Source organism: Magnetospirillum sp. UT-4 (genome assembly GCF_902729435.1).
Taxonomy (GTDB): domain Bacteria; phylum Pseudomonadota; class Alphaproteobacteria; order Rhodospirillales; family Magnetospirillaceae; genus Magnetospirillum.
Map to the genome: position 1 here is coordinate 53,273 of NZ_CACVCG010000046.1, position 13,316 is coordinate 66,588.

The 13,316-nt window shown below is 68.2% G+C and carries 13 protein-coding genes; 8 read left to right on the top strand and 5 right to left on the bottom strand.

Annotation, left to right across the window (positions count from 1 at the left end; all coding sequences use genetic code 11):
* Positions 1-57: 57 nt before the first annotated feature.
* The 5 genes from MTBUT4_RS06185 to MTBUT4_RS06205 are packed head-to-tail and all read right to left on the bottom strand — an operon-like array spanning position 58 to position 4,147.
* Positions 58-1,071 (bottom strand): GDP-mannose 4,6-dehydratase, encoded by a 1,014-nt coding sequence (locus MTBUT4_RS06185; RefSeq protein ID WP_173978792.1) that lies wholly within the window; start codon positions 1,069-1,071, stop codon positions 58-60.
* Positions 1,068-1,799 carry a nucleotidyltransferase family protein gene (locus MTBUT4_RS06190; protein WP_173978793.1) on the bottom strand — a complete coding sequence of 244 codons (732 nt, stop codon included), beginning with the start codon at positions 1,797-1,799 and terminating at the stop codon, positions 1,068-1,070. The genes MTBUT4_RS06185 and MTBUT4_RS06190 overlap by 4 nt, the downstream gene beginning before the upstream one ends.
* Before the next feature lie 2 nt (positions 1,800-1,801).
* Positions 1,802-2,326, bottom strand: a complete 525-nt coding sequence (locus MTBUT4_RS06195; protein WP_173978794.1) for a dTDP-4-dehydrorhamnose 3,5-epimerase family protein — start codon at positions 2,324-2,326, stop codon at positions 1,802-1,804.
* Between the two features lie 12 nt (positions 2,327-2,338).
* Complete coding sequence (locus MTBUT4_RS06200) at positions 2,339-3,616, bottom strand: DegT/DnrJ/EryC1/StrS aminotransferase family protein (RefSeq protein WP_173978795.1); 1,278 nt, start codon at positions 3,614-3,616, stop codon at positions 2,339-2,341.
* A 3-nt stretch (positions 3,617-3,619) separates the two neighbouring features.
* Positions 3,620-4,147 carry an NUDIX hydrolase gene (locus MTBUT4_RS06205; protein ID WP_173978796.1) on the bottom strand — a complete coding sequence of 176 codons (528 nt, stop codon included), beginning with the start codon at positions 4,145-4,147 and terminating at the stop codon, positions 3,620-3,622.
* A gap of 139 nt (positions 4,148-4,286) precedes the next feature.
* Between MTBUT4_RS06205 and MTBUT4_RS06210 the strand changes: the two genes are divergently transcribed.
* From MTBUT4_RS06210 to MTBUT4_RS06245, 8 genes are all read left to right on the top strand, one after another.
* Positions 4,287-5,276, top strand: coding sequence for a kinase (locus tag MTBUT4_RS06210; RefSeq protein WP_217424117.1), 990 nt, complete (start codon positions 4,287-4,289; stop codon positions 5,274-5,276).
* A gap of 15 nt (positions 5,277-5,291) precedes the next feature.
* Complete coding sequence (locus MTBUT4_RS06215; RefSeq protein WP_173978798.1) at positions 5,292-6,452, top strand: 2-isopropylmalate synthase; 1,161 nt, start codon at positions 5,292-5,294, stop codon at positions 6,450-6,452.
* A 10-nt stretch (positions 6,453-6,462) separates the two neighbouring features.
* Positions 6,463-7,365 carry a thiamine pyrophosphate-dependent enzyme gene (locus MTBUT4_RS06220; protein ID WP_173978799.1) on the top strand — a complete coding sequence of 301 codons (903 nt, stop codon included), beginning with the start codon at positions 6,463-6,465 and terminating at the stop codon, positions 7,363-7,365.
* A complete protein-coding gene (locus MTBUT4_RS06225; protein ID WP_173978800.1) occupies positions 7,329-8,234 on the top strand; it encodes a transketolase C-terminal domain-containing protein in 906 nt (301 codons plus the stop codon). The genes MTBUT4_RS06220 and MTBUT4_RS06225 overlap by 37 nt, the downstream gene beginning before the upstream one ends.
* A gap of 8 nt (positions 8,235-8,242) precedes the next feature.
* Positions 8,243-9,208 (top strand): NAD(P)-dependent oxidoreductase, encoded by a 966-nt coding sequence (locus MTBUT4_RS06230; RefSeq protein WP_173978801.1) that lies wholly within the window; start codon positions 8,243-8,245, stop codon positions 9,206-9,208.
* Positions 9,205-9,954 carry an SDR family NAD(P)-dependent oxidoreductase gene (locus MTBUT4_RS06235; protein WP_173978802.1) on the top strand — a complete coding sequence of 250 codons (750 nt, stop codon included), beginning with the start codon at positions 9,205-9,207 and terminating at the stop codon, positions 9,952-9,954. Before MTBUT4_RS06230 ends, MTBUT4_RS06235 begins: the two co-directional genes overlap by 4 nt.
* Positions 9,955-10,091: 137 nt before the next feature.
* Positions 10,092-11,468 carry a radical SAM protein gene (locus MTBUT4_RS06240; protein ID WP_173978803.1) on the top strand — a complete coding sequence of 459 codons (1,377 nt, stop codon included), beginning with the start codon at positions 10,092-10,094 and terminating at the stop codon, positions 11,466-11,468.
* 2 nt (positions 11,469-11,470) lie between these two features.
* Positions 11,471-13,309, top strand: a complete 1,839-nt coding sequence (locus tag MTBUT4_RS06245; protein ID WP_173978804.1) for a B12-binding domain-containing radical SAM protein — start codon at positions 11,471-11,473, stop codon at positions 13,307-13,309.
* Positions 13,310-13,316: the final 7 nt, after the last annotated feature.

The following is a 13,316-nucleotide window of genomic DNA, read 5'->3' on the forward strand; positions in this document are numbered from 1 at the left end:
CTCCCTTTCAAAACTGATGCAACTATGTACAAAGGCGCGGATGCGCGCAAGTCGCCATCACCGGTTCGGGCAGACGTCGCCGGCCGCCACCCGGCCGCGCCAATACTCGAGCAGGTCGGCCATGGTCGTCTCGAACGAAATTTCGGGCCGCCAGCCGGTATGGGCTGTGAATTTGGCGGTGTCGGGCACCTGCAGGTCGGCATCCACGGGGCGCAGCCGCTCGGGATCGGTTTCGACCCGGATATCCCGGCGGGTGGACAACGACAGCAGGTACCTCAGCATGTCGCCCACCGAACAGCTGAAGGTGCCGCCGATGTTGTAGTATTCGCCCGCCACCGGGTTGACGGTGACCAGCATGTGATAGGCGCGCACGGCGTCGCGCACGTCCGACCAGGTGCGCAGCGACTCGAGGTTGCCGGTGCGCAGCGCCGGCTCCTGCCGGCCCGCCTCGATCATGGCGATCTGCTTGGCGAAGGTGGATTCGGCGAAGACGTCGCCGCGGCGGGGGCCGGTATGGGTGAACATGCGGGTGGTCATCACGCACATGCCGAAGGCCTCGGCGTAGTAGCGCCCGACCAGATCGGTGCCGACCTTGGAGATGGCGTAGGGCGAGGCCGGGTGGAAGGTGCATTCCTCGTTGATGGGCAGCTTGTCGCGGGCCACCCGGCCGAACACCTCGGACGAGGCGCAGACATGGACCACCGGCGTCGCTCCCTCCTGCACCTCACGCAGGGCCTCCAGCAGGCGGGCGGTGCCCAGGATGTTGGTGTCCAGGGTGTCCAGCGGCGAGGTGAAGCTGGTGGAGGGATAGCTCTGGGCCGCCAGGTGGAAGACGTAGTCGGGACGGACCTTGCGCACCATGGCGCGCAGCGACACCTCGTCGCGCAGCTCGGCGTAGATCAGGTGTACCCGGTCCTTGGCGTCGATACGCGGGATCAGGTGGCGGATGTTGTCGAGCGGGCTGCGCCAGCGGCACTGGCCCCACACCTCCCAGTCGGTGGTGGCGAGCAGGTGGTCGGCCAGATGGGAGCCGACCATGCCGGTGATGCCGGTGATCAGGGCGCGGGTCATGGCGAAGCCTCCTGTGCCTGGCCGGCGGAATGGAACACGGGAACCAGCGTTTGCGCCCGGGCCAGGTCCTCGGGCACGCCGATATCGATGAAGAAGCCGTCGAAGACCATGCCGTGCAGGCATCCCTCGGCGGCCAGGGCGGGGAAGATGTCGGCCTCCAGCGAGCAGGGCAGCGCACCGACCCGCTCGACGATGCGCCGCTCCAGCACATAGACGCCGCCGTTGATGAGGCCGGGCCGGCCCGCCTCGCCGCGCTGGGCGAAGCGGGTGATGCGCGTTCCCTCCAGTTCGACCACGCCGGAACGCCCGGTATCGGCCAGCGGCCTGAGGGCGATGCGGCCCAGGCAGCCGGGTCCGGCCGGCAGTTCGGCCAGCGCGCCAGCGTCGCAATCGAACAGGCTGTCGCCGTTGGCCAGGACGAAGCTGGGGTGCAGATGGTCGCGCGCCGCCACCAGCGCGCCGCCGGTTCCCAGCGGTGCCGGCTCGGCGACGCAAGCCACCCTGGCGCCGCCGATGACGCGCCCGTGGTAGCGGTCGCGGAACTGGTCGGCCAGGTAACCGCACAGCAGCAACACCTCGCGCGCGCCCCGGGCGGCGGCGCGTTCGATCAGGATGTCGAGAAACGGCCGCCCGCCCACCTCCAGCAGCGGCTTGGGCACCGCGTCGGTCAGCGCCCCCAGCCGGGTGCCGCGCCCGCCCACCAAGAAGACGGCCTGTTCGGGGGACACGGCTATTCCCGCCCCGCATCCCGCCTGGAGAGGATCGGCGGCCCCTCCAGCGGCCACGGAATGCCCAGCGCGGGGTCGTCGTACATCACCGTCACCTGCCCGGAGCGGTCGTAGAGGGCGTCCTGTTTGTAGTGGAAGATGGCGGTCTCGGTCTGGATGTAATGGCCGTTGATGAACTTGGGCGGGATCAACACCGCCAGGCGGTTCTCGGCCGACAGCTCGAAGGTCTGCCACTGGCGGTATTGCGGCGAATCCGGGTCCCAGTTGACCACCGCCAGGAAGAACTGGCCGTGATGGCACGAAATCAGCTTGGTGGTCACCGCATCGCCGTGCAGCCCCCGCAGCACCCCCTTGCGCGACACCGAGATATCGTCCTGGATGAAGTCGGTCATGATGCCGGCGGCGTGGAAAGCAGGGCGGTTGTAGTATTCCACGTACTCGCCGCGGAAGTCCTGGAAGCGGCTGACCGGCTCGATCAGCAGCAGGCCGTCGAGGCGGGTGGGCGTCACCTTCACCGGGTCGGTCATCTCCCCCTCTCCTCAGATGGTCGCCATGAAGCTGCGGAAGGCCTCGGCCACATGGGCCAGGGCGCCGTCGTCGATGGCCTGGTGGTTGCCGAACGAAAACGCCGCCTTCATCACGTGGCCGGCATGGGGCAGATCGCCCACCACCCGGTGCGCGTAGTATTTCATGGCCGGCTGGGCGGCGATGTTGCCGGCGATGATCGGGCGGTTCTCGATGCCGCGCGCGCTGAAATGGCGGCGCAGATCGGCCACCCCGAACGGAGCCCCCGGCTTCAGCGTCACCGGGATGCCGAACCACGACGAGCGCGCCTTGGGCGTCTCGCCCTGCATGGCCAGGACGTCGCCGTATTGCGCCAGCTCCTTCTGCCAGAAGGCGGCGGTGGCGCGGCGCCGATCGACGAAGCCGGGCAGCTTGGGCAGCTGGGCCAGGCCGATGGCGGCCTGCATCTCGGTGGCGCGCAGGTTGTAGCCGACATTGACGAACAGGAACTTGGGGTCGATGTCGGGATTGGCGTCCAGGTAGGGCTGGCGGTTCTCGACCTCGCGGATCCAGCCGTGCGAGCGCAGGATGCGCATGAGATCGGCCAGTTCCGCGTCGCTGGTGACGCAGATGCCGCCCTCCAGCGTGCTGATGTGGTGCGAGTAGTACAGGCTGAAGGTGCCGACCCGGCCGAACGAGCCCACCGCCTTGCCGTCGTAGAAGGCGCCCATGGATTCGCAGCTGTCCTCGATCAGGATCAGGTCGCGGCGGCGGCAGAGTTCGACCAGCGCGTCCATGTCGCAGGGATTGCCGTAGACGTGCACCGGCATCACCGCGCGGGTCCGGGGGCCGATGGCGCGCTCGATCTGTTCGGGATCGATGTTCAGCGTGACCGGGTCGATGTCCACCACCACCGGCACCAGCCCGCACTGGATGATCGGCCACACCGTGGTCGACCACGACAGCGCCGGCACGATCACCTCGTCGCCGGCCCGCAATCCGTCGGGGGTTGCCGGATTGGCCAGCGCCGCCACCGCCAGCAGATTGGCGGACGAGCCGGAATTGTTCATAACACCGTGGCGGCAGCCATAGGCGTTGGCGTAGTGCTGCTCGAACGCCTTCACCTTCGGCCCCTGGGTGACGAAGGTATCCAGCAGCACCTGCACCGCCGCGAAGATCTCGTCGGCGCCGTTGGTCGGCTCGTGCAGGCGGACCACCGGCGCCTCGGGATGGAACGAGAAATCGTGGTGGGCGTCGCAATAGGCGCGGATGCCGCCTTCGATCGCCTGCAGCAGGCCAGCTTTGTCGGACATGTCCTAATCCTTCTGCTTGGCGGCGTCGCGGAAGCGCTCGGCCATCCAGATGGCGCCGAAAAGGCACAGATCGTCGAGTTCGCCGGCCGCCGCCATCTCGCGGGTGCGGGCGGGCGAGGCGAGGACCACTTCGAACCCGTCCTCGCGGGCGCTGGCCAGGGGCCGGCAGTTCTTCGCCAGGAAGACGTGGTCCAGCACCGCGTAGCGGTTGGGCATCACCCGGATGGGACCCAGGTAATGCAGGCTGGCCGGAGCATAGCCGCTTTCCTCGGCCAGCTCGCGCAGCGCCGCGTCCTCCGGCGCCTCGCCGGGATCGACGTCGCCCGAGGGGAATTCCAGGGTGGAAATCCCGGCGGCGCGGCGGAACTGGCGCACCAGGATGTAGTCGCCCGCCGGCGTCATGGGCACCACCAGCACGCCGCTGGCCCGCACCACCCGGTACCATGGCAGGCCCGAAGCCGCATCGACGCTGTCCCCGATCTCCTCGATCGAGAACCAGGGGGTCGTGAACACGGTCCTGGGCTGGGTCATGAAGGCCGGTCGGAATGAGGCGGAAACGCGCCATCCTCGCGGCGGACGCTCTAACATTCCGTTAACCATAGCGGCACCACAATGGCGCCCGGCCATCCCGAATCCACAGAACCGGCGCGAGGACTTTCCGGCCATGAGAATGGCGATCAGCAGGACCCCGTACCGCGTCTCGTTCTTCGGCGGCGGCAGCGACTACCCGGCGTGGTACCTGCGCGAGGGCGGTGCGGTTCTGTCGTCCACCATCAACCAGTACTGCTTCCTCTCGTGCCGCACCATGCCGCCGTTCTTCAATTCGAAGTACCGCGTCATCTGGAGTCACATCGAGATCTGCAATTCCATCTCCGAGATCCTTCACCCGGCGGTGCGCGAAGGCCTGCGGGCCCTGGAATTCGACGAGTCCCACGGGCTGGAAATCCAGTACCAGGGCGATCTGCCGGCGCGGTCGGGCATGGGCTCCAGCTCGGCCTTCGCGGTGGGCCTGATCAAGTCGCTGCTGTCGTTGCGCGACATCGACGTCAACCGCCACGAACTGGCAATGCGGGCCATCGACCTGGAGCAGAACTGGCTGAAGGACAGTGTCGGCTCGCAGGACCAGGTGGCGGCGGCCTACGGCGGCCTTAACGTCATCCGCTTCCAGACCGACGGCAGGATACGGGTCGAGCCGATCGTGCTGCGCCAATCAGTCAAGGACCAGTTGGCCGCGCATATGGTTCTGATCTTCACCGGCGCCAGCCGCCTGGGCTCGGAGGTGGCCCAGACGGTCATCGGCAACCTGGACAAGAAGCCCCAGGTGATCCGCGAGATGCACGCCATGGTCGATCTGGCGGCCGACGCGCTGCTGGCCGGCGACATCGACTCGTTCGGGCGCATGCTGCACGAATCGTGGATGCTGAAGCGCTCCATCAGCGACATGATCAGCAACGACCACATCAACGAGATCTACGAGACGGCGCGCGCCCACGGCGCCACCGGCGGCAAGCTGCTGGGGGCGGGGCGCTCGGGCTTCATGCTGCTGTTCATCCCGCCCGAACGCCGCGACGAGGTTCTGAAGGCGCTCAAGCACTTCCTCCATGTGCCGTTCAATTTCGACGAATCGGGCTGCCAGATCATCTACCGCTCCCCCGAATAGGAAGGACCAGACCCGGTGCGCACGGTCCAGTTCAACGACATCACCCTGAGGGACGGCGAGCAGGCGCCGGGCGTCAACTTCTTCCCCGAGGAGAAGCTGGAAATCGCCCGCCAGTTGGTGAAGCTGAACATCCCCATCATCGAGGCCGGCTTCGCCGTCGCGTCAGAATCCGACTGGCAGGGCGTCAATCTGATCGCCCGCGAGCTGGGCGGGGCCGGCGGGCCGGTGATCTGTTCCATGTGCCGCGCCCACAGGAAGGACATCGACGCCGCCTTCGAGGCCCTGAAGCCGGCGGCGCGGCCGCGCATCCAGGTGGTGCTGGCGACCTCGGACCTGCACCTCGAGCACAAGCTGAAGATGACCCGCGAACAGGCGCTGGCCACCATCGCCGAGACCGTGGCCTATGCCCGCACCCTGGTCGAGCAGGTGGAATTCGCCGCCGAGGACGCCACCCGCAGCGATGTCGCCTTCCTGCACCACTGCCTGCGCGTCGCAGCCGAGAACGGCGCCAGCGTGCTGGAACTGCCCGACACCACCGGCTATGCGGTGCCGGAAGGCTATGCGGCCCTGGTCAGGGGGGTCATCGACGAGGTGGTGGCCGGCCAGCCGATCACCGTCTCGACCCATTGCCACGATGACCTCGGCCTGGGCACCGCCAACACCCTGGCCGGCATCATGGCCGGGGCGGGGCAGGCCGAATGCACCATCAACGGCATCGGCGAGCGGGCCGGCAACACCGCCTTCGAGGAGGTGATCATGGCGCTGAAGACCCGCCCCGGGCACTTCGGCGTCGATGCCGACATCAACACGCCGGAACTGGTGCCGACCTCGAAGCTGGTGGCGAAGCTGTCCAAGATCGCGGTGGCCTACAACAAGGCCATCGTCGGCTTCAACGCCTTCCGCCACGAATCGGGCATCCACCAGCACGGCATGCTGTGCAACGCCGAGACCTACCAGATCATCAAGCCGGAACTGGTGGGAGCCGAGCCGTTCCGGCTGGAGCTGGGCAAGCTGTCGGGCAAGCACGCCCTGGCCCAGCGGATCGCATCCCTGGGCTTCGACCTGACCGACGCCCAGTTCGACACCGTCTACCACCACTTCAAGGACCTGGCGGCGAAGAAGAAGCTGATCCTCGACGAGGACGTCGCCAACCTGGTCAAGCACCTGCTGGGCTGAAACGAGACCGATGACCGAACCGCGCTCTCCCGACTTCAACCTGATCGATGACCTGCACCACCAGGCCGGCCGCGACTTCTCGCTGGAGCTGTTCCGCCGCCTGTGCCTGTCGCGCGCCTTCGACACCCGCGTCCGCCAGGCCCAGATCGACAAGGACGTGCAGACCCTGATCTACCTGTCGGTGGGCCAGGAAAGCATCGCCGCCGGGGTGTCCATGCATCATCGCGGCGCCTGGGTGCTGCCGCAGCACCGCTGCCATTCCACCTATCTGTCCTTCGACGGCCGCCCCGAGCGGCTGGTGGACGAATTGCTGGGCCTGCCCTCGGGCTGCTGCGCCGGCATGGGCGGCTCGCCGCCGGCGGCCGATTTCGAGCGCCGCATCATCGGCCATGACGGCCTGATCGGCGACCACGTCCCCATCGCGGTGGGCGTGGCCATGGCCAAGCCCGAGGACAAGGTGGTGTGCTTCTTCGGCGACGGCGCGGCGGAGGAGGACTACGTGCTCGCCGCGCTGGGCACCGCCGCCAGCTGGAAAAGCCGCGTCCTGTTCGTCTGCGAGGACAACGACCTGTCGGTGCTGACCCCGACCCGGGACCGGCGCTCGTGGAACCTGGCCGAGGTGGCGCGCGCCTTCGGCCTGGATGCGGTGGACATCGCCGACGACCCCTGGCTGGTGGCCCACCACGCCGCCACCCTGACCCTGCCGGCGCTGATCAACGTCCGCACCTGCCGGGTGCTGTGGCACAACGGCACCGGCCAGGACGGCCCGCCCGAATGGGACCGCTTCGCCATCACCAAGGCCCGCATGGCCGAACTCGGCCTTGCCGCCGAGGCCGAGGCCATCGAGACCGAATGCACGACACAGGTGGAAGACCTATGGCAGTCACGGTTGCAGACACGATCCGGGAACTGACCCGCAGCCACATCGCCGAGACCAACGGCATGACGCTCGGGCAGTGCCTGACCGCCGTCGGCTGGGTGCAGAACACCGTCCCGGCCCAGGCCGAGGGCAACCACGAACTGCCCATGACCGACGTCGCCGGCGCCGGCATCGCCGTCGGCGCCGCCCTGATGGGGCGCCGGCCGGTCTTCGTGCTGCGCTTCCAGAGCCTGCTGTGGCTGAACGTCAGTCCCATCGTCAACTACGCCGCCAAGTCCATGGAGATCTGGGGGGTGCCCTGCCCGGTCCTGGTGCGCGCCATCGGCGTCGAGGGCGGCGGCACCGGCCCGATCCATTCCAACTGCAACCATTCCATGGTCATGTCCATGCCCGGCCTGCCGGTCTGCGCCCCCATGACGCCGGGCGAGTACCGCCGCATCTGGGACCATTGGATGAGCCACGACGACCCCGTCCTGGTCAGCGAGCACCGCCGCTCCTACCTGTCCGACCGCGAGCTGCCCGACATGGTGAAGGACGGCGCGGTGGCCACCATCTACGCCCTGTCGGCCGCCCGCTTCACCGCCGAGGAGGCGGTGGCCCGGCTGGAGGCCGAGGGCATCAGGGTCAACCTGGTCCACGTACTGTGGCTGAAGCCCTTCGACCGCTCGCCTTCGGTGCTGGCGCCGCTGCTGGCCTCGGGCCGCGGGCTGGTGGTGGATTGCGCCTATGAATGCGCCAGCGCCGCCCGCTCAATCGCCTACGAGCTGATGGAGGCGACCGGCAAGCCGGTGCGCGCCCTCGGCCTCGAGGAACGCTCGCCGGGGGCCTCGCGCCACCTGGAGAACGGCACGCCCTCGCCCGAGCGCATCGCCGCCGCGATCCGCGCCCTGATCGCCGTCTGACGCCGCCCATGGCCGGCCCCCGTCGCCTGACCGTCTGCGGCGCCACCGGCTTCATCGGCCGCAATGTCGCCGAGCACTTCGCCGGCCGCGACGGCTGGGCGGTCACCGGCACCTGCCACCGCCGTCCGCCCTTCGACCATCCCGCCATCCGCTGGATCCAGGCCGACCTGACCAACCCGGCCGACGTGGCGCGGGTGACGGCGGAATGCGACGTGCTGGTGCAGGCGGCCGCCGTCACCTCGGGCGCCAAGGACATCCTGGGCCGGCCGCAGATCCACATCGCCGACAACGCGGTGATGAACTCGCTGCTGTTCCGCGCCGCCTTCGAGGCCGGCATCGGGCACCTGGTCTTCTTCAGCTGCTCGATCATGTACCACAGCGCCGACACGCCGCTGGCCGAGACCGATTTCGACGCCAACCGGCCCATGCACCCGGCGTATTTCGCCGGCGCCTGGAACAAGGTCTATTTCGAGAAGATGGCCGAGTTCTACGCCGGCCTGGGCGGACCCCGCTTCACCGCGCTGCGCCATTCCAACGTCTACGGCCCCCATGACAAGTTCGATCTGGACAGGAGCCACGTCTTCGGCGCCACCGTGACCAAGGCGATGACCGCGGAGAAGACGCTGACGGTATGGGGCAGCGGCGAGGAGGCGCGCGACCTCCTGCACGTCTCGGACCTGTGCATGGCGGTCGAGGCCGCCCTGGCCCGCCAGCCGGGCCCCTTCGGCATCTACAACATCGGCGCCGGCAAGGCGGTGCCGGTGCGCGAGTTGGTGCGCAAGATCGTCGCCGCCTCGGGCCGCGATCTCGACATCGTCCACGACCTCGACAAGCCGACCATCAGGACCTCGGTGGCGCTGGACTGCGCCAAGGCCGCCGCCGAGCTGGGCTGGGCGCCCACGGTCGGGCTCGAGGACGGCATCGCCGCCACCCTCGACTGGTGGCGCCGGCATTACGGGAAGGACACGCCATGAGCCGCGGCACCATCGTCATCACCGGCGCCAGCCGCGGCATCGGCGCCGCCACCGCCCGCATGGCCGCCGCCCGGGGCTACGCCGTCTGCGTCAACTACCATTCCAACGCCGACCTGGCGGCCCGGGTGGTGGCCGACATCGAGGCGGCAGGCGGCCGCGCCATCGCGCAGCAGGCCCACGTCGCCGACGAGGCGGCGGTCATCGCCATGTTCGACCGCGCCGAGGCCGAGTTGGGGCCGCTCACCGCCCTGGTCAACTGCGCCGGCCTGTCGGGCGGGCGGCACGCCTTCGCCGATCTCGACATGGCCAATCTCGCCCACGTCTTTTCGGTCAACGTGTTCGGCGCCTTCCTGTGCGCCCGCGAGGCCATGCGCCGCATGGACCCGGCAGGCGGCGGCCAGGGCGGCGGCATCGTCAACCTGGGCTCCACCGCCGGCACCACCGGCGGCTTCCAGCTTACCGCCTACGCGGCGTCGAAGGCGGCTCTCAACACCTTCACCATCGGCCTGGCGCGCGAGGCGGCGCCCATGGGCATCCGCGTCAACATCGTCTGCCCCGGCATCGTCGATACCGACCAGCCGGAACTGCAGCTGGACCAGCCGGGCAAGCGCGAGGCCATCGAGCGCACCATCCCTCTGGGCCGCATGGGCCGCCCTGAAGAAGCCGCAGAGACCATCCTGTGGCTGCTGTCGGACGAGTCCTCGTACGTCGCCGGCGCCAACATCGTGGTGTCGGGGGCACGTTAGGAGGCTAACCCTTTCTTCACCGTTCCTCGTGGAAACTGGCCGACACTGTACCCACCTACAGGTTTGACTTCGCCGACGCGGCGGCGGAAGGTCCCGAAGAAGTCGGGGCTTGGACACCAGAACGAGGGTGAACTGCGATGAAGGTCGGCTTCATCTTTCCCAGCAGCGACTATCTCCACGACCCCTTCCGGGGCGATCCCCATACGCATTACCAGATCCTGACCGTCCTCGACGATCACTTCGGGGAACGAATCACCACGTCGCTGATCGATCTGCGCGGCATCAAGAAGGAATTCGCGCTCTACCACATCGAGCCGTGCGACGTGTACCTGCAATCGGTCTACACCCTGGACTACGAGGAGCAGGTGTCGCTGGTGAAGGGGCTGCGCGCCCTGTTCCCCGAGGCCATCCACATCGCCGGCGGGCCGCATGCCACCGTCTACCAGGAGGAGTGCCTCAAGCACTTCGACGCCCTGGTGCTGGGCGACGGCGAGAAGTCCATCATCCAGGCCCTCGAGGACCTGCGCGACGGCAAGCTGCGCCAGACCTACCGCATGGACGTGCGCATCGACATCAACGATTATCCCGTCCCGCGCCGCCACTGGCTGCCGGTCCAGGCCACCGCGCGCCCCAACATGGTGACGCTGAAGAACAAGCCGGGCTACGACAAGCTGCTGGGCACCACCGTCAACCTGAGCCGCGGCTGCCCCTCCAAGTGCTCGTTCTGCGCCATGACCTCCATCCGCGAGGAGGGCTCGCCCGGACTGCGCTACCGCGATCCCCACTGGGTCGAGGCCGAGCTGGAATACCTGAAGAAGGATTTCGGCATCCAGGGCATCAGCCTGACCGACGAGATCGGCATCCCGCTGTCCATGCGCCGCGCCGTGCCGCATCTGGAGGCCATCGGCCGCACCGGCATCGTCTGGCGCGGCCAGAGCCGCTGCGACGCGGTCAAGCCCGAGGTGATCAAGCTGGCCAAGGAATCCGGCTGCGTCGCCCTGGGCATGGGGGTGGAAAGCGTGTCGCAGGTCTCGCTGGACCTGATCCGCAAGGATCTCGACATCGAGACCGCCAAGCGCGCCATCGGCATCCTCAAGGACTTCGACATCGAGCCCCGGGTCTACATGATCATCGGCCTGCCCGGCGAACCGCCCGACATCGTCGAGCGGACCTGGCGCTTCATCGAGGAGACCGAGCCGTCGCTGGTCTACCTCTCGCTGTTCACCGTGCGCCCCGGCACCGAGGTGTTCGACAATCCCAAGCGTTTCGGCATCCGCGCCATCCAGACCGACTGGCGCAAGACCATGCACATGTACGGCCGCTACGACGACGAGATCCCCAGCCTGACCTTCGAGTACGAGCGCGACGCCCCCTGGGGCCGCGCCTTCAGCAACCGCGAGATCGTCGATAATTACCTGGAGCTGCAGGCCCGCCTGCGGAACAAGGGCCTGGCCTCGCTGACCCCGCACTACGTCGGCGCCGACGACAAGGACGCCCAGGTGGGGAGCCTGTAGCCATGGCCGCCCCCGCCGCCATCCTTGCCGACGATCCGGTCCGCGCCGCCCTGGCGGCGCGCGTGCGCGCGGTGATCCCCGCCGGATGCCGGCGCCTGCTGCTGGTGCAGCCACCGCCCATGGAGGAAGAGAAACTCGACCTCGGCACGGTGCGGCGGCGGCGCTACTACGCCTTCCCGCCCTATGCCCTGGGTGTTCTGTGCACCAACCTGGAGGCGCGCGGCTATTCGGTCGATCTGCTGGACCTGAATTACGAGGTGCTGGCCATGGCCCGCGACCTCGACGCCGCCGACCCCAAGGCGGCGCAGGCCGCCATCCGCGCCTTCTGGCGGCGCCGGCTGGAGGAGGAGATGGAGCGGGTGAGGCCGGACCTGATCGGCTTTTCCTGCGTCTTCACCATGACCCACGAGATCATGCTGCGCATGGCGCGGGCGGTGAAGGAGATCGCGCCCGCCATGCCGGTGGCGGCCGGCGGCGTCCACGTCACCAACGCGCCGGAAGCGGTGCTGCGCGAGGCCGGCGGCGCCATCGACCTGCTGGCCCTGTTCGAGAGCGACCGCGCCTTCGCCGACCTGCTGGACTTCGCCAACGGCAAGGCGGAGGCGACGGCGCTGTCGCAGCTGGCCGCCCTGGTCGATGGCACGATGATGTCGCTGGCGGCGCGCTGTCCGCCCAGCACCGCCGAGATCGAGATCGTGCCGCGCTATCCCGGCCTGCCGCTGGGCGATTACGCCGCCATGGGCGAGATCGGTACCTTCCGCCACTGGCGCGAGCCGGACACCCGCTGCGGCGCCGTGCTGTCGAACCGCGGCTGCCGCGCCAACTGCACCTTCTGCAGCGTGCGCCCCTTCAACGGTCCCGGCGTGCGCGGACGCAGCGTCGCCTCGGTGGTGGCCGAGATCGAGGACCTCAAGGACCGCTACGGCATCACCCACATCGTCTGGCTCGACGACGACCTGTTCTACGACGAGAAGCGCGCCATCGCCCTGTTCGACGAGATCGTCAAGCGCAACCTGGGCATCACCTGGGACGCCTCCAACGGCATCATCTGCTCGGCCGCCGCCGCCCATCCCGAACTGATCCACGCCGCCGCCGCCTCGGGCTGCACCGGCATGTATTTCGGCATCGAATCGGGCAACACCGAGATCCTGCGTAAGGTGCGCAAGCCGTCCAGCGTCAAGCACTACCTGAAGGTGGGCGAAATCATGCGGTCCTATCCGCAGATCTTCACCCGCGGCTTCATGATCATGGGCTTCCCCGGCGAGACCGTGGCGCAGATGAAGGACACCGTCACGCTGACCCGCGAGATGGATCTGGACTGGTACAACATGCAGCTGCTGACCCCGCTGCCATCGACCCCCATCTACCGCGAGATGGTCGAGGCCGGGCTGATCGAGGACGGCAGCCTGAACAAGGACGGCGAAAGCTTCACCCTGTTCATGGTGCGCGAATCCGAACGCCAGAAGGTGCGCGAGGAAAAGCAGGTCGGCCCGCTGCAGAGCTGCAACCTGGACGATTTCGAGGAATCCTACGTCCCCACCCTGGAAGAGCTGCACAATCTCTGGCTGGGCATGGATTACGAGGTCAATTACGGCCGCATCCTGGACCAGCACGACCCCGCCAAGCTGATCAAGGCGCGCCGCTTCCTCACCGATGTCTGCACCCGGATGAGCCTGGACAATCCCCTGGCCGCCCTGTTCCTCGCCCTGGTCTGCGAGCGCCTGGGCGACGAGGGGGAGGCGGCGCGGCGCCGGGCCGATGCCGACCGTTTCCTGGCCTCGCCCTATTGGCGGCAACGCTTCGACGCCCTGCGCCTCAACCATCTGGCCGGACACGCCTGACGGAGAC